Source organism: Kitasatospora sp. NPDC087315 (assembly GCF_044744345.1).
Lineage (GTDB): Bacteria > Actinomycetota > Actinomycetes > Streptomycetales > Streptomycetaceae > Kitasatospora.
This window is the reverse complement of record NZ_JBIUYD010000004.1, coordinates 261,611-277,522: the sequence shown is the minus strand read 5'-3', so window position 1 is coordinate 277,522 and position 15,912 is coordinate 261,611. Positions and strand designations below refer to the sequence as shown.

Below are 15,912 nucleotides of genomic sequence, written 5' to 3'. Positions count from 1 at the left end.
GTCAGGCGTCCTTGGTGTTCAGCTGGAAGTACCAGACGCCGTAGATGGCATCGGGCTGCTTCGGGTCGGCCTCGACCACGGTGATCAGGGTCTTGCCGGAGGCGTTCAGCGCCTTGGAGGCCGGCACCATGCCCGAGAAGGTCGAGTTCTTGGCCGAGGAGGCCAGGATGAAGCGGCCGCCCTGGCTCGTCTGGCCGCCGTTGGTGTTCGCCCACCAGCCGCGGTCGGAGACGGTCGGGGTCACGCCGACGCCGATCCGGTCGCTGGCGACCACGTCGGACTTGGGGAGCCTGCCCTCGTCCAGGGCCTTGCTCGCCTTGTCCTGGCAGTCCTCCTGCTGCTGGTCCGTGAGCGGCTTGCCGTCGTTGAAGCAGAACGGCTCCGCCTCGGTCGAGGAGGTACCGACGGTGAGGGTCGCGCGGTGGTCGCTGGGCGCGGTCTGGCCCGTCGCGTAGGCGATGGACCCGCCGACCGTGCCGGCGCCGATCACGACGACGGCGCCGACGGCGGCGATGACACGGGTGCTGAGGCTCATGCGTCAGAGGCTACCGGGCTTTGCCGGTCACGCTACGCGGGGGTCGGCAACCGCGTGTTGTACCCGGGCGGGGGAGCCCCGCTCAGGCGACCCGGGGCGTGGCCGCCCGGTGGCGCAGCCCCACCTTGAACAGGCTGCGGACCGTCCAGAGCAGCACCACGCCGACCACCCCGGCGGCCACCGAGAGCCCCAGCGCGCCGTCCAGCGGCAGCAGGATGCCGACCGCGCCGCCGGCCACCCAGGACAGCTGGAGCAGCGTCTCCGAGCGGGCGAAGGCCGAGGTCCGCACCGCCTCCGGGACGTCCCGCTGGATCAGCGCGTCCAGCGCCAGCTTGCCCAGCGAGGCCGCCACCCCGGCCGCCCCGGCGACCACCACCACCGTCACCACGCCGTACCAGAGCGCGGCCGCGGCCGTCGCGCAGGTCGCCAGCAGGATCATCGCGGTGATCGTCGCCTCGGTGCCCCGGGTGCGCAGCCACGAACCCAGCACCGAGCCCAGCGCGTTGCCCGTCCCGGCGGCCAGCGCCACCAGGCCGAGCGCCAGGGTCGGCCGCAGGCCGCCGACCGGATCGTCACGGAGCAGGAACGCCAGGAACATCACCAGGAAGCCGACCAGCCAGCGCAGCGCCGACATCGCCCGCAGCGCGAGGATCACCGACGGGCCGACCGTGCGCAGGGTGGCCTTCGGCGGCTGTACGGCGGCGGCCCCGCCGTCGGCGGGCGGCAGGGTGCCCCCGGGTGCCTCGGCGTGCAGGACGGCGCGCTGCTCGCCCTTGGCGGAGTCCACCGCGTGCGGCAGGTGGAAGGCCATCAGGGTGCCGATCACGAAGACCAGGAAGGCGCCGCGCAGCGGCCAGCCCGGGCCGATCAGATGAAGCAGCCCGCCCACCCCCGCCGCGACGCCGGTGGCCAGCAGCCCGGCCAGGGTGACCCGGGAGTTGGCCTTCACGAGCGACAGCCGGCTCGGCAGCAGCCGGGGCACCACGACGCTGCGCACCACCCCGTACGCCTTGGACGCCACCAGGACGCCCAGCGCCTCCGGGTAGAGGGCCAGCCCACCGCCCGCCATCGTGCTCGCCATCGTCCACGCCAGCACCGCGCGGGCCAGCATCGACATCGCCATCGCGGCCCGGCGGCCGTGCGGCAGCCGGTCCAGCAGCGGGCCGATCACCGGGGCCAGGACGGCGAACGGCGCCATGGTGATCAGGAGGTAGAGCGCCACCCGGCCACGGGCCTCGCCGGTCGGCACGGAGAAGAAGATGGTGGACGCCAGCGCGACGGTGATCAGCATGTCGCCGAAGGAGTTCAGCGCGTGCAGTTCGATCAGTTTGGCCAGGCCCGACTCGCCGGCGCCCTCGGCGGAGGTCGCCTTGCGGATCCGGCGGCCGGTGCCGTGCACCACCCGCCCGGTCTGGACGCCGGCGGCGGAGGCGGAGCGGACCAGGAAGCTGCGGCGGGGTCCCTCGGTCGCGTCGGCCCCGTCGGCCTCGTCGGTCCCGTCCGGCGCGGCGGGATCCGCCGGATCCGCGGGAGAGCCCGCAGGGCGCCGGCCGGGTGCGGGCGCCCCGGATGCGCCCACTGGCGGCGGTTCACCCGCGCCGAGGGCCGAAGACTGCTGTCGCGGCACGGCGTCCGCCTCGTCGGGGCTGCCTGCCTGCGAGGGGCGCAGTGCGTGCTGCGACGGGTGTTCGTCCGCCACAAGCCCATCCTGCCCCAGAATCGGGAACGCAACGCGGGATTCCGCTCCGCTCGGCGCGGCCCGATCGGCCCCGGCGGACGCCCCGGACTGTGCCGGGTGGCCGCCCGGCGGGTAGCCTGCCCAAGGTCCGCCCGAAGGCCCCGCCGGTGCCGGCCGGACGGACGGGCGGCGCGGCCGGTACCCGCAGCGGCCCGTGGTCGCGCAGAATGGACGAGGGACACCAAGCCGCGACGGACCATGCAACACGCCGTGGGCAACAGAAGAACTGGGAGAGAATCGACGCCGTGAGTGCTGCGATGCGAAGCCGTACCCCCGATCGGCTCTGTGCCGAGGCCGTCGAACTCGCCCGGCAGGCAGCGGACGAGGCCGTCGGACCGGAAACCGTAGGGGCGCACCTCGGTGTCCAGGCGGACGCCGACCGCGTCGTCACCCACACCTTCGAGTGCCTCGACGCCGCCTACCGAGGCTGGCACTGGGCCGTCACCGTGGCCCGCGCCCCGCGCGCCAAGAACGTCACCCTGGACGAGGTCGTGCTGCTGCCCGGTCCGGACGCCGTCCTCGCACCGCAGTGGGTGCCGTGGAGCGAGCGGCTGCGCCCCGGCGACATGGGCCCGGGCGACCTGCTCCCCACCGACGCCGACGACCTGCGCCTGGAGCCGGGCTGGACCGGCGAGGACGAACTGGCGCCGAACTCCGCGGTCGCGCTGGCGGCCGAGGAGGACGTGGTCGTCACCGACCCGCACATCCAGCCCGCCCCGGCCCGCGCCCAGATCAGCGCCGTCGCCGAGGAGCTCGGCCTGGGCCGCAGCCGGGTGCTCTCCCGGCTCGGCCTGCACCTCGCCGCCGACCGCTGGGAGAAGACGCACGGCGCGCAGACCCCGATGGCACAGGCCGCCCCCGCCTCCTGCAACAGCTGCGGCTTCCTGATCCCGATCGGCGGCTCGCTCGGCCAGGCCTTCGGCGTCTGCGGCAACGAGTTCGGCCCGGCCGACGGCCAGATCGTCTCCTTCGCGTACGGCTGCGGCGGGCACTCCGAGGCCGCCGTCATCCCGGCCCCGCCGGCGCCGTCCGAGCTGATCCTGGACGAGCTGGTGGTCGAGCCGCTGCAGCTCCACCCGGACCGCCTGTCGGGCTCGGTCGAGCCGGACGCCCCCGCCGAGGAGCTCGGTCACTCCTGAGCCCGTACCGCCCGCGGCCCGCCCACCCCCGAGGTGCGGCGGGCCGCGGCGTGTCCGGCCCGGCGGGTGCGGCCCGCGGGGGCGCGGCCGGTGTGCCGGAGCCCGTCGCGGTCGGGAGCACTGCCCGGGGCAGGGAAGAATGCCCCCGTACGAAGTACAGGGCGGCGGAAGGTGGCAGGTCCAGTGGAACCTCGGATCATCGGCAGCGGCACGGGCGGACACCTCGCGGACCTCTTCGGCAGTGCCGGGCTGCGCCGCCGGGTGCTGGACGCCTGGGCCGCCTCCCCGGCCCGGTTCCGGGAGGACGCCAACGCCGAGGAGGAGCTCGCCCTCGGCGGTTACCGCGACCGGCTGGTCGTCGAGTTGGCGCAGAACGCCGCCGACGCCGCCGTCCGGGCCGGCGGCGGTCCCGGCCGGCTGCGGCTCACCTTCGCCGGTGGTGTGCTCGCCGCGGCCAACACCGGCGCCCCGCTGGACGCCGCCGCCGTCGAGTCGCTGTCCACCCTGCGCGCCTCGTCCAAGCGGGACGCGGCCGGCCCCGAGGCGCCCACCGTCGGCCGGTTCGGCGTCGGCTTCGCCGCCGTCCTCGCCGTGACCGACGAGCCCGCCGTGCTCGGCGCCGCAGGCGGGGTGCGCTGGTCGCTGGGCGAGGCCCGCGCGCTGGCCGAGGAGCAGCCCGCGCTGGCCGAGGAGCTGCGCCGCCGGGACGGCCATGTGCCGCTGCTGCGGCTGCCGTTCGCGGCCGAGGGCCCGGCCCCCGACGGATACGACACCGTGGTCGTCCTGCCGCTGCGCGACGCCGCCGCCGAGGACCTCACCCGCCGGCTGCTGGCCGGTATCGACGACGCCCTGCTGCTCACCCTCCCCGGCCTCGCCGAGGTCGTGGTGGAGACCCCGGACGGCACCCGCACGCTCACCCGCTCCGCCGCCGAGCCGCGCCCGGACGGGGTCGTCGAGGTCACCGTCACCGACGACGCCGGCGGGCGGTCCCGGCGGACCGTCTGGCAGACCGCCGGAGCCTCCGGCCCGCTGGACGCCGCGCTGCTCGCCGACCGCCCCACCGAGGAACGCGCCCGCCCGCACTGGACGGTGACCTGGGCCGTCCCGGTCGCCGCCGACGGCACCCCGCAGCCGACCGGCATCGAACCGGTGCTGCACGCCCCCACCCCCAGCGACGAGCCGCTCGGTCTGCCCGCGCTGCTGATCGCCTCCTACCCGCTGGACTCCACCCGTCGGCACGTCGCCCCCGGCCCGCTCGCCGACTTCCTCACCGAGCGCGCCGCCGACTGCTACGCCGACCTGCTGCGCGCCCGTGGCGGCGACCTGGGCTCGCTCGGCCTCGTCCCCGGCCCGCTGGGCCAGGGCGCGCTGGACAACGCGCTGCGGGCCGCCGTCCTCGGCCGGCTGCCCGGCACGCCGTTCCTGCCGCACCCGACGCCCGTCGAGGAGGGCACGCCCGCGCTGCGCCCCCGGGACGCCACGCTGCTGGAGGGCGCGGACGGTTCGGTGGTCGAGGCGCTGGCGCCGATCTTCCCCGGGCTGCTGCCGGCCGGCCTGGAGCGCCGCAGCGAGCTGCGGGTGCTGAACGTGCGCCGGGTCCCGCTCGCCGAGGTGGTCGACCAGCTCGGCGGTCTGGACCGCGAGCCCGCCTGGTGGCGCAACCTGTACGCGGCGCTCGGCGCGGCCGACCCGGAGGCGCTCGGCGCGCTGCCCGTCCCGCTCGCCGACGGGCGGACGGTCACCGGTCCGCGCCGCGTCCTGCTGCCCTCCGAGGACGCCGACTGGGCCGCCTACCCCGGCTACCCCGAGTCGCTGGCCGGCGCGCTCGCCCTGCTCGACCTGCGGCTCGCCCACCCCGAGGCGGCCCACCCGCTGCTCGCCAGGCTCGGTGCGGCCACCGCCACCCCGGCCGGCGTCCTGGACACCCCCGAGGTGCGGGCCGCCGTCGCCCGCTCCTACGAGCTGGCCGAGGACGACCTGGACGCCGCCGTGGACCTCGCCGACTCGGTGCTCGCCCTGGTCAGGGCGGCCGCCCCGGCGGCCGGGGAACACCCGTGGCTGGCCCGGCTGGCGCTGCTGGACGACGAGGGCGAGCCGGCCCGCGCGGGCGAGCTGATCCTGCCCGACAGCCCGTTCGCGGCCCTCGCCCGGGAGGACGAGGCCGGGTGGGTGGACGACGAGCTGCTGGACCGCTGGGGCCCCGAAGTCCTCACCGCCGTCGGCGTGCTGGCCGACTTCGTCCTGGTCAGGGCCGAGGACGTGGTGCTCGACCCGGACGACCTGGAGCGGCTCGACCCGACCGTCCCCGCCGACCGCGCCGCCGGCGGCCACCCCACCGGGCTGCTCGACGAGGCGCCCGACGGGCTGGCCGAATGGGCCGAGGACGCCCTGGAGGCGCTGCACGCCGACGACGCCGACACCGCGGGCGTCCCGCCGGTCGCCGCCGAACTGCTGGCCGTCCGCGACCTCGACCTGGTGGACGACGACGCCTGGCCGCAGGCGCTGGCCGCGCTCGCCCGGCCGCCGTACCGGGACGCGGTGGTCAACCCCGTCCGCACCCTGCTGCCGGACGGCTCCTACACCGACCTGCCGCCGTACACGGCCTGGTGGCTGCGCGACCACCCGGTGCTGGACGGCCGGGAGCCGGCCGGTCTGCGCGCGGCCGGGGCCGACCCGCTGCTGCGCGGCCTCTACGAGGAGGCCAGGACCAGCCTGGACGAGCAGTTCCTGCACGCGCTCGGCGTGCGCACCACGCTGACCGCGCTGCTGGCCGAACCGCACGGCCCGGACGAGGTGCTGGACCGGCTCGTCGACCCGGCGTCCGAGATCGGCCACCGCCAACTGCACGGTATCCACAGCGCGTTGGCCCGTGTGCCGGTCGAGCGGATCGACCCGCTGGACGTGGTGCGGGCGTTGCCGCCACTGGATCCGGACACCGGCCGCCGCCCGGCGCACACGGTGATCGTCGACGCCACCGAGGCGGTCGTCGCCGACGCCCCCGACCTGGTCCAACTGCTGCACCCGTACCCGCTGTTGCCGGTGGCCCCGGCACTCGCGGCCGACCTCGCCGAGCGGCTGCACGTCTCGCTCGCCAGCGAGGTGGCCGGCGGCCGGGTGCTCTCCGAGGGCCGGCTGCACCGCGTTCCGGCCGTGGTCCGCGAGCTGCTGCCCGGCTGCCCGGTCGCCTACGAGGAGCACGACGAGCTGCTGGTGGTCGGCCCGGACGGCAACGAGGCGGCCGTGGACTGGCGTTGGGACACCTCGGCGGACACCCCCGAGGCGCCGTACGACCCGGACGAGGCCGAAGCGGCGGACGAGGACGACGAGTTCGAGCTGCCGCCGGTGCCCGGGCTGCTGCACGCCGCCACTCCGGAGGGGCTGGCGGCCGGTCTGGCCTGGTCGGTCGGTCAGTGGCACCGCCGGTTCGAGGTGCTGGCCGCGCTCACCGAGCCCGACCGGGCCTACGAGCTGTCCGCCGCCCGGGACTTCGAGGGCTGACGCGGGCTCCTGGCGGTTCCTGGCGCACCGGGCCGGTCAACTGCCGCGCCGGTCGGCCTCGGTGCCCTGGCCCTACGGCCGGTCGTCTCCCGGCCCGGGGCGGCGCCGGCCGGCCCGGGGCAGCAGCCGGCGGTAGATCCCGACCGTGCTGCTCAGCCAGGCCGTCACCATCAGCACCTTGGCCGCGTCCCGCTGCCAGGGGGCCGGCTCGATCAGCGCGCCGATCCCCGCCAGCGCCAGGGCCAGCAGCCCGACCGTCAGCACTCCGCCGAGGAAGGCGGTGAACGCCTCCAGCTCCCTGCCACCGCGCGCCATTCGGCCCCCTTCCCGGGGCCATCATCCGCTATTCGGCCGACTTCCGCCGCATGATCCGCCAGACCACTTCCAGCATCAGACCGGCCGTCACGGCGATGCCGACACCGACCAGCGGGTCGCGGGTGCCGACCAGCGAGAGCTGGAAGAAGTCCGACAGCCAGGGCACCAGCAGCACCAGGGCGAACGCCCCGCCCATCGTCCCGATCAGCAGCAGCCGCCACCAGTTGTACGGGCGGGCCACGATCGCCAGCACCCAGATCGCGACCAGGAACAGCGTCAGGGTGGCGACGCTGCTGTCGGCCTTGAGGTCGGTGGCGTGGTCGGACCGGGCCAGCGCGTACGCCGTGAAGGTCGCGGTACCGGCGATGATCCCGCCCGGGACGGCCAGCCGCAGCACCCGCTTCACAAAGCCGGTCCTGGCCCGCTCACTGTTGGGCGCGAGCGCCAGGAAGAAGGCCGGCACGCCGATGGTGAGGGTGGAGAGCACGGTGGAGTGGCGGGGGAGGAACGGGTACGGCGAGTGGGCGCAGATCACCAGCAGGGCGAGCAGCACCGAGTACACCGTCTTCACCAGGAAGAGGCCGGCCACCCGCTCGATGTTGCCGATCACCCGGCGGCCCTCGGCGACCACCGAGGGGAGGGTGGCGAAGGAGTCGTCGAGCAGCACGATCTGGGCGACGGCCTTGGTCGCGTCGCTGCCGGTGCCCATGGCCACGCCGATGTCGGCGTCCTTGAGCGCCAGCACGTCGTTGACGCCGTCGCCGGTCATCGCCACGGTGTGCCCGCGCGACTGCAGGGCGCCGACCAGCTCGCGCTTCTGCTGCGGGGTGACCCGGCCGAAGACGGTGGTCCGCTCGGCGGCGTCGGCGAACTCCTCCGGCTCGGCGGGCAGCGTCCGGGCGTCCATCGGGTGGTCGGCGCCGGGCAGGCCGAGGTGGGAGGCGACCGCGCCGACCGAGACGGCGGCGTCGCCGGAGATCACCTTGGCCTGGACCTGCTGCCCCTCGAAGTAGCGCAGGGTGTCGGCGGCGTCCTCGCGCAGCCGCTGCTGGAGCACCACCAGGGCGAGCGGCCGGAGGTCGGCGGCCGGGTCCGGGGCGTCCAGCGGGACGGTGGTGCGGCCGAGCAGCAGCACCCGCAGGCCCTTGGCGCCCAGCTCGTCCACCTCGGCGAGGGCGGGGTGCCCGGCGGGCAGCAGGACGTCGGGCGCGCCGAGCAGCCAGCTGGCCTCGCCGCCCTGCGGCTCCAGCAGCTGTACGCCGCTCCACTTGCGGGCGGAGGAGAACGGCATCGCCTCGATCACGCGCCAGCCGCCGGCCGCGGTGTTGCCGCCGGTGCCGTTTCCGTCGCCGCTGCCGGCGCCGTCACCGCTGCCGTAGGCGTCGATGACGGCCTGCATGGACGGGTTGGGCCGGGCGTCGGCGCCGGCCATCACCGCGAGCGCCCGTTTGATCGTCTCCGCCTCGTCCGGGCGGCCCTGGCCGCTCCGGCCGGCCTGGTCCTCCTGCTCGTCCTGGCCGCCCTGGCCGTCGGCCAGGACGCGCAGGTCGATGACGTCCATGCCGCCCTCGGTGAGGGTGCCGGTCTTGTCCAGACAGACGGTGTCCACCCGGGCCAGCCCCTCGATCGCGGGCAGCTCCTGCACCAGGCACTGCTTGCGGCCGAGCCGGACGACCCCGATCGCGAAGGCGACGGAGGTCAGCAGGACCAGCCCCTCGGGCACCATCGGCACGATGCCGGCCACCATCCGGCGAACGGCCTCCCGCCAGTCGCGCCCCTCGACCGCCAGCTGGCTGATGATCAGCCCGATCGCGGTCGGCACCAGCAGCCAGGTGATGAACCGCAGGATGCTGTTGATACCGCTGCGCAGCTCCGACTTCACCAGGGTGAACCGGCTGGCCTCCTCGGCCAGCTGCGCCGCGTACGCCGCGCGGCCGACCTTGGTGGCGGTGAAGGCGCCCGCGCCGGCCACCACGAAGCTGCCGGACATCACCTGGTCGCCGGGCTGCTTGAGGACGGAGTCGGGCTCGCCGGTGAGCAGGGACTCGTCGATCTCCAGGCCGTCGGCCTCGGTGACCTCGCCGTCGACGATCACCTTGTCGCCGATGCCGAGCAGCACGGTGTCGTCCAGCACGATCCCGCCGACGGCGATCTGCTGGACCGTGCCGTCCCGGCGGACCTGCGGTCTGGCCTCGCCGATCAGCGCGAGGCTGTCCAGGGTCTTCTTGGCGCGCAGTTCCTGGATGATCCCGATCGCCGTGTTGGCCACGATCACCAGGCCGAACAGGCCGTCCTGGAGCGGTCCGACGATCAGGATGATCCCGAACATGACGCCGATGAGCGCGTTGAACCGGGTGAAGACGTTGGCCCGGACGATCTCCCGGGTGGAACGGCTGGACCGGACGGGCACGTCGTTGACGTCCCCCCGCGCGACCCGTTCGGCGACCTCGGCGGAGGTCAGCCCGCCTCGCCGACCGGGCAGCAGCCCGAGTGGGTGGGCGCCGTCGGGCCGGTCTCCGGGCGTCTCTTCCTCGGGATGCGCTGGGTGCGTCATGGCACCGACTCTACGGGCGCCTTATGTCCGGTGCGTGCTACTAAAGGACTATTCAGTCCGACCGGGTGGCCGGGTTCTGGCCGTTCTCCCCGTCGGCCTGTCCGGCCTCCGCCCCGGCCGCGGCGGCGCGGTCGCGGGCGATCGCGGCCCGGCGGGCGCGGCAGTACCAGAGGCCGATCAGGCCGAGGACGGCGCCGGACAGGCAGATCCACGGCCAGTTGCCGTGGCCCTGCTCGGAGAGGGTGCCCTGGAAGGGGAGCAGCACCAGGAAGGCGACGAACCACAGCACCGTGCCGCCGCCGACGATGGCGACGTCGTTGGCCTCCAGCGGCGGGGGAGAGGGGTGCAGTGGCGTCTTGGGCATGGGGCCTAGCGTACGGGGCGGCGCCCGGTTGTCCGAGACCCCGCCGGGCCCCGTCGTTCTACGCGCGAAGATAGCGCGTGTGCGATCGGGGAATTCATACTTGAGGTTCCGGTTGGCCGTGCCATGCTCAGCGCGACTGTGTCTGCGTCCGCCCCGCCGGGCCGCCCGGCCACCGTCGCTCCGGGTGTCTCCCCTCTCCTCAGCCCCCACAAGAGGACGCACGCCCATGTCAACGGCCCAGCCGACCACCGAGTCGCCCGAGCCTGCCCCCACGGTGCCCACTCCCCCGAACGGCACCCTGGACCGCTTCTTCCGCATCTCCGAGCGCGGCTCCAGCCTGCCGCGCGAGATCCGGGGCGGTGTCGCCACCTTCTTCACGATGGCGTACATCCTGGTGCTCAACCCGATCATCCTGGCGAGCGCCACGGACATGACCGGGGCCCACCTGGACAGCGCCCAGCTGGTCACCGCCACCGCGCTCACCGCCGGCCTCACCACCCTGCTGATGGGTGTGATCGGCAACGTCCCGATCGGTCTGGCGGCCGGCCTCGGCGTCAACACCATCGTGGCCCTCCAGCTCGCCCCCAAGATGACCTGGCCGGACGCCATGGGCATGGTGGTCCTGGCCGGCTTCGCGATCATGCTGCTGGTCGCCACCGGTCTGCGCGAGCGGGTCATGAACGCCGTGCCGCTCGGCCTGCGCAAGGCCATCGCGATCGGTATCGGTCTGTTCATCAGCTTGGTCGGGCTGGTCGACTCCGGCTTCGTCAGCCGCATCCCGGACGCCGCCCACACCACCGTCCCGCTCCAGCTCGGCGCCAACGGGCACCTCCTCGGCTGGCCCGTGCTGATCTTCGTGCTGGGCCTGCTGCTGACCCTGGTCCTGCTGGTCCGCAAGGTGCCCGGCGCGATCCTGATCAGCATCGTGGCGATGACCGGCCTCGCCGTGGTCATCGACAAGATCGCCGACGTCCCCGCCCTGAAGTGGGGCCTCACCGTCCCGTCCTGGCCCGGCAACCCGGTCGCCGCGCCCGACTTCGGCCTGGTCGGCAAGGTGAGCCTGTTCGGCGGCTTCGAGAAGGTCGGGGTCCTGACCGGGATCCTGTTCGTCTTCACCGTCCTGATGTCCTGCTTCTTCGACGCGATGGGCACCATCCTCGGCGTCGCCGACGAGGCCCACCTGCTGGACGAGAAGGGCGACCTGCCCGGCATCAACAAGATCCTGATGGTGGACGGCATCGCCACCGCCGCCGGCGGCGCGACCTCCTCCTCCGCCAACACCTGCTTCGTCGAGTCGACGGCGGGCGTCGGTGAGGGCGCGCGCACCGGGTTCGCGTCCATCGTCACCGGCGCGCTCTTCCTGGTCGCGCTCTTCCTCACCCCGCTCGCCACCATGGTCCCCGCCCAGGCCGCCACCCCGGCCCTGGTCACGGTCGGCTTCCTGATCCTGGCCAACTCGATCAAGGAGATCGACTGGGCCGACTACACGATCGCGATCCCGGCCTTCGTCACCATCGTGATGATGCCCTTCACCTACTCGATCACCAACGGCATCGGCTTCGGCTTCATCACCTTCTGCGTGCTGCGCCTCGCCGCCGGCCGCGGCCGGAGCGTCCCGGTGCCGCTCTACGGGGTGGCGGCGGTCTTCGCCTTCTACTACCTGATGCCGGCCCTCGGCCTGCTCTGACGCCTACGTCCTTCGTGAGCCCTCCCGCGCGTCGCGCGGGAGGGCTCACGGCGTTCGCGGTCGGCCCGAGTAGCGGTTTCCGGCGGCGGGTCGCGTCACATGTTCCAGAGGACGGTGGCCGGCCGGGGCGTGGGCTCGACGTCGACGGGCGGGTGCCAGCCGCCGGTCTTGAAGAACTCCTCGATGGTGGGGACCCAGGGCTTGTAGTCGATCCCCTTCTCCTTCAGCCAGGCGTCGTCGTAGTACTCCTTCTGGTAGCGGTCGGCGGAGTCGCACATCAGGGTGGCGACCTTTCCGCTCCGGCCGCTCTCCTGCATCGTGAGCAGGATCCGGATCGCCCCGAACAGGCCGGTGCCGGTCGACGGCCCGGCCTTGATGCCCCACCCGGCGTCGGCGGCCACCCGCATGGTCGCCACGGACGCCGCGTCGTGCACCTGGATCATCCGGTTGACCAGGGGGAACAGGAACGACGGCTCGACCTCCGGCCGGCCGATCCCTTCGATCCGCGAACCCTGGTCCTTCACCGTGCGGTCGTCGTCGCGCCAGCCGCGGAAGTACGCCGAGTGGTCCGGGTCCGTGACGCACACCCGCAGCCTGGTCTGGGCGTACCTGGCGTAGCGGCCCACCGAGGTCGCCGTGCCGCCGGTGCCCGCGCCCATGACGAACCAGTCCAGTTCCGGCACCGCGCCGAGCAGTTCCGGCGCGAGGCCGTGCGCGCCGCGCCAGTCGTAGGCCCGCTCGGCATAGGTGAACTGGTCCAGGAAGTAGCCCTTCTTCGTCACCGCCAACGCCCGGGCCTGGGCGACGATGTCGCCCTTCACCGGGACCGGGGTGCCGCCGTACTGCTTGATCAGCTCCAGCTTCTCCTTCGAGGTGCTCTCCGGCACCACCGCGTAGAACTCGATGCCGAGCTGCTGGCAGTACCACGCCTCGGAGACGGCGGTCGAGCCGCTGGACGCCTCGATCGCGGGCGTCTTGGCGGTCAGCTGCCCGCTGGCGAGGGCGTTGGTGAGCAGCGCCTCGGCGAGGCGGTGCTTGTGGCTGCCGGAGGGCTGCTCGGACTCCTTCTTGATGTGCAGCTCCAGTCCCGCGAGCTTCGGTGGCAGCGGGATCCGCTGCACCGGCGTCTTCAGGGGCTGAAGCTTCTCCCGGATCAGCTGGATGCGGGTGTCGACCCACTGGCGGTCGTCCGGGTAGACGTCCGAGATGTCGTCGTCATCGTTCTGGTCCCCCGGGGTCCCGCCCGTTGTCACGCGCTGTGCCACGCTCATCTGCGTCCTCCACCGGTCCGGCATCCACCGCCCACGGGAGAGGGCGGAATGACGCCATCCCTAGCAGTCCGGGCGTCCGTCGGGTGGGACGCGCGGGGCGGAGCCGTGCGCACATCACCTGTGCGGTGGAACGCCGGCCCGGTTCGGCGGCAACCGCGTTGACGGCCAAGGCGGTTGTCCGCCGGGCGGACCTGCCCCCGGGCAGGCGCCCTGGTGGGCCGACGCGATCGGTGGCTACATTCGGCCGTGGCAGTGCCGAAGCGGATGCTTCTTGCCCGGGGAGGCCTGATGGTGCGTGGGTGGATCCGGCGGGCGCGGCGGACGGTTGCCGTCCTCGCAGTGTTGTGCGGGGTGCCGGCGGGCTCGCCGGGGGCAGGCGAGGCGGCCGAACAGGGCGTCTTGCCCGGCCAGTTGACGGTGAGTGCAGCCCGCACCAGCCCCGGGTCGGTCGACGCGGGAGGCGTCTACAACTACGTTCCCTCGGTGATGCGGGACGGGCTGTACCGGATGTGGTGGTGCGGGTCGGACGCGGCCCACCCGGGCGACCACATCTTCTACGCCGAGTCGTCCTCGCTGGACGGCCCGTTCCACGCCCGCGGCAGCAACGCCCCCTACCAGGTGGTCTTCTCGCCCACCGGCGGGGCGACCTTCGACGGGCAGCACACCTGCGATCCGTCGGTGCTGAGGGTCAACGGCATCTACTACCTGTACTGCGGCGGCCTGCGCGGGCCGGGGGCGTCCACCGGGATCGGGGTCGCCACCAGCGCCGACGGCATCAACTGGACCAGGGCCAACGGGGGGGCGCCGATCGTCACCCCGGCCTACCGGCAGGACACCGGAAACGGCTATGGCGCCGGCCAGCCGGCCGTCTCGTACCTGGACGGGCGCTTCTACCTCATGTACACCGACACCACCGGGGCGGCCTCCTCGCCGAAGAACGGCCAGGGCTTCCCCGAAGGCGCGGGCCAGTACCTCCTGCGGTCCGCCGATCCGGGCTTCCAGTCCGGGGTGGAGGAGCTGACCGCCGACGGATTCCAGCCCCGGACGGCGGCCAACCACACGGCGTACAACGGCATCGGCAACTACTACAGCGTCGACCTGCAGTACAGCGACGCCCTGGACTCGTGGATCGTGGCGCACTCCGACGGCCCCGACTCCAGGCTGACCTTCCTCTCGCCCGACTTCTCGTCCCGGACCTTCGCCGATGTCGCCATGCCGCGGTCCGTGGTCGAAGGGCCGGGGCTGGTCTCGCGGCCGGACCGGCACGCGGTCGCTCCGGTCGGCGGCCGATGCGGCGTCGTCCCGGTCGACATCGTCAACGCGGCCGCCAGCCCCGTCGCTCCGACCGGCCTCGCGCATGCGGGTGTGGACGTGTCGGCGGGTCGGTCCTGCGCATCGATGGCTCCCGGCCAGGTCGCCCGGGTGTTCGAAGGCTCTGGCATCCAGGTGCCCGGTCTGCCGCCGGCGTTCATCGACGGAGGCCTGCGGCTGCAGTCCGCCGGTCTCCCGCCGATCCAGGACGTGACCAGGAACTTCGTCGTCACCACCCCCGAGGTCTCCTACAGCATCCCCTACGGGGACTCGCTGTTCGTCGGGCAGACGGTGGTGGGTGCGCCGGGCCGGCCGGCGGCCTTCCTGCTGGACAACTCCACCAAGTGGCCGATCAGCGCCCTGAAGATCATCACCGACAACGGCTCGACGATCACCATGGTCGGTACGGCGCAGTACGACGCCTACCCGAGTGGGCCCGCCCTCTACCTGGTGCAGTAGTGGTCGCCGGGCGGGTGGACAACCGCCGGTCGACGGGGAGTGCCAAAAAGGTCCCTGTGTAGGGAAGTTGACGGCGGGCATACTGCCTGGACGGGAGACGTGGAGGGGGCGCGGCCGATGGTGCAACAGGATCCGCCCGGGGGAGACGAGGCGAAGCTGCTGCCTGAGCTGTTCTGGACGGCCGACAAGGCGTCCCTGGACGGCCAGCGCGAGACGCTGCGCTGGTACCGGGGGCTGATCGCGATGCTGGTGGTCGCGGCGGTGGTGGGCTCGCTGCCGGGGCCCGAGCACCGGGGGGACAGCGACATCACGCCGCTCTTCTCGGTGGTGGCGTTCCTCGTCGCGGGCTACTTCTGGTCCCGGCTGCGGCGCGGCAACCCGCAGGGGCGCTGGTACGAGGCCAGGGCGGCGGCCGAGTCGGTGAAGACGCTGGCCTGGAAGTACTCGATGCGGGCGCGGCCGTTCGACGGCGAGGCGGAGTCGGCGGAGGTGGACCGCGGCTACCTGCTCCAACTGGAGGACGTGCTAAGGGCCTTCGAGGACCCGGAGATCGTGCCGCCGGGCACCGTTCCGGAGATCACCGCGGAGATGCGCCGGGTCCGGTCCGACAGCCTGATCGCACGCCGAACGCTCTATCTGCGCACCCGGGTCGAGGGCCAGCGCACCTGGTACCGCTCGCGGGCCGAGGCGTGCGAGTCGCAGGCGGTGTCCTGGGGGCTGGGCATCGCCACGCTGATCATCGTCGGTGCGGCGGCGGCGATCGCGCAGGCGGTCGGCGCGCTGCCGGTGCACATCTTCGGCGCCAGCTCGGCCGCGGCCGCGGCGGTGATCGCCTGGACCCAGCTGAAGCAACTGCGTCCGCTGGCCGCCGCGTACCAACTGGCCGCGCGTGAGCTGGAGAACGTCGGCAACCAGCTCTCCGACCTCGACCTGAAGGCTCCGGACGCCGAGGCGCGCTGGGGCCGGCTGGCCGCGGAGGCGGAGGACGCGGTCTCACGCGAGCACACCACCTGGCGGGCCCGCCGCGCCTTTCCGCGCTGA

Annotated in this window: 11 protein-coding genes; 5 read left to right on the top strand and 6 right to left on the bottom strand. The window is 73.8% G+C overall.

From position 1 onward, the window contains the following. Position 1: 1 nt before the first annotated feature. Together ACIO5D_RS08235 and ACIO5D_RS08230 are read right to left on the bottom strand one after the other, a co-directional pair. A complete protein-coding gene (locus tag ACIO5D_RS08235) occupies positions 2-535 on the bottom strand; it encodes a hypothetical protein (RefSeq protein ID WP_400653698.1) in 534 nt (177 codons plus the stop codon). A gap of 82 nt (positions 536-617) precedes the next feature. Continuing rightward, the gene (locus ACIO5D_RS08230; RefSeq protein ID WP_400653767.1) at positions 618-1,979 is read right to left on the bottom strand and encodes an MFS transporter; all 1,362 of its coding nucleotides are present in this window, start codon (positions 1,977-1,979) and stop codon (positions 618-620) included. Positions 1,980-2,530: 551 nt separating this feature from the next. Here ACIO5D_RS08230 and ACIO5D_RS08225 point away from each other — a divergent pair. Continuing rightward, the gene (locus ACIO5D_RS08225) at positions 2,531-3,412 is read left to right on the top strand and encodes a DUF3027 domain-containing protein (protein WP_363607913.1); all 882 of its coding nucleotides are present in this window, start codon (positions 2,531-2,533) and stop codon (positions 3,410-3,412) included. Between the two features lie 183 nt (positions 3,413-3,595). Then, the gene (locus tag ACIO5D_RS08220) at positions 3,596-6,910 is read left to right on the top strand and encodes a sacsin N-terminal ATP-binding-like domain-containing protein (protein WP_400653699.1); all 3,315 of its coding nucleotides are present in this window, start codon (positions 3,596-3,598) and stop codon (positions 6,908-6,910) included. 72 nt (positions 6,911-6,982) lie between these two features. Here ACIO5D_RS08220 and ACIO5D_RS08215 read toward each other — a convergent pair whose 3' ends face one another. Genes ACIO5D_RS08215 through ACIO5D_RS08205 form a run of 3 tightly spaced genes read right to left on the bottom strand, consistent with a single transcriptional unit; the run spans position 6,983 to position 10,143 of the window. Then, the gene (locus ACIO5D_RS08215; protein WP_363607900.1) at positions 6,983-7,225 is read right to left on the bottom strand and encodes a hypothetical protein; all 243 of its coding nucleotides are present in this window, start codon (positions 7,223-7,225) and stop codon (positions 6,983-6,985) included. A 28-nt stretch (positions 7,226-7,253) separates the two neighbouring features. Then, positions 7,254-9,779, bottom strand: a complete 2,526-nt coding sequence (locus ACIO5D_RS08210; protein ID WP_400794339.1) for an HAD-IC family P-type ATPase — start codon at positions 9,777-9,779, stop codon at positions 7,254-7,256. Between the two features lie 52 nt (positions 9,780-9,831). Next, positions 9,832-10,143, bottom strand: coding sequence for a DUF2530 domain-containing protein (locus ACIO5D_RS08205; protein WP_363607898.1), 312 nt, complete (start codon positions 10,141-10,143; stop codon positions 9,832-9,834). Between the two features lie 226 nt (positions 10,144-10,369). Between ACIO5D_RS08205 and ACIO5D_RS08200 the strand changes: the two genes are divergently transcribed. Then, positions 10,370-11,830: an NCS2 family permease gene (locus tag ACIO5D_RS08200; RefSeq protein WP_363607897.1), complete on the top strand. Its 1,461-nt coding sequence runs from the start codon at positions 10,370-10,372 to the stop codon at positions 11,828-11,830. Positions 11,831-11,925: 95 nt separating this feature from the next. On the opposite strand, the gene ACIO5D_RS08195 is transcribed toward ACIO5D_RS08200, so the two are convergent. Next, entirely contained in the window at positions 11,926-13,101 is a 1,176-nt protein-coding gene (locus tag ACIO5D_RS08195; RefSeq protein ID WP_400794337.1) for a PLP-dependent cysteine synthase family protein, read from the bottom strand. 417 nt (positions 13,102-13,518) lie between these two features. On the opposite strand from ACIO5D_RS08195, the gene ACIO5D_RS08190 reads away from it, so the two are divergent. Continuing rightward, positions 13,519-14,871: a hypothetical protein gene (locus tag ACIO5D_RS08190; RefSeq protein WP_400794335.1), complete on the top strand. Its 1,353-nt coding sequence runs from the start codon at positions 13,519-13,521 to the stop codon at positions 14,869-14,871. 117 nt (positions 14,872-14,988) lie between these two features. Further along, positions 14,989-15,912, top strand: coding sequence for a DUF4231 domain-containing protein (locus ACIO5D_RS08185; RefSeq protein WP_400794333.1), 924 nt, complete (start codon positions 14,989-14,991; stop codon positions 15,910-15,912).

Coding starts and splice junctions, on each gene's coding strand:
- ACIO5D_RS08235 (WP_400653698.1), bottom strand. CDS start 535: ATGAGCCTCAGCACCCGTGTCATCGCCGCCGTCGGCGCCGTCGTCGTG.
- ACIO5D_RS08225 (WP_363607913.1), top strand. CDS start 2,531: ATGCGAAGCCGTACCCCCGATCGGCTCTGTGCCGAGGCCGTCGAACTC.
- ACIO5D_RS08215 (WP_363607900.1), bottom strand. CDS start 7,225: ATGGCGCGCGGTGGCAGGGAGCTGGAGGCGTTCACCGCCTTCCTCGGC.
- ACIO5D_RS08210 (WP_400794339.1), bottom strand. CDS start 9,779: ATGACGCACCCAGCGCATCCCGAGGAAGAGACGCCCGGAGACCGGCCC.
- ACIO5D_RS08205 (WP_363607898.1), bottom strand. CDS start 10,143: ATGCCCAAGACGCCACTGCACCCCTCTCCCCCGCCGCTGGAGGCCAAC.
- ACIO5D_RS08200 (WP_363607897.1), top strand. CDS start 10,370: ATGTCAACGGCCCAGCCGACCACCGAGTCGCCCGAGCCTGCCCCCACG.
- ACIO5D_RS08195 (WP_400794337.1), bottom strand. CDS start 13,101: ATGAGCGTGGCACAGCGCGTGACAACGGGCGGGACCCCGGGGGACCAG.
- ACIO5D_RS08185 (WP_400794333.1), top strand. CDS start 14,989: ATGGTGCAACAGGATCCGCCCGGGGGAGACGAGGCGAAGCTGCTGCCT.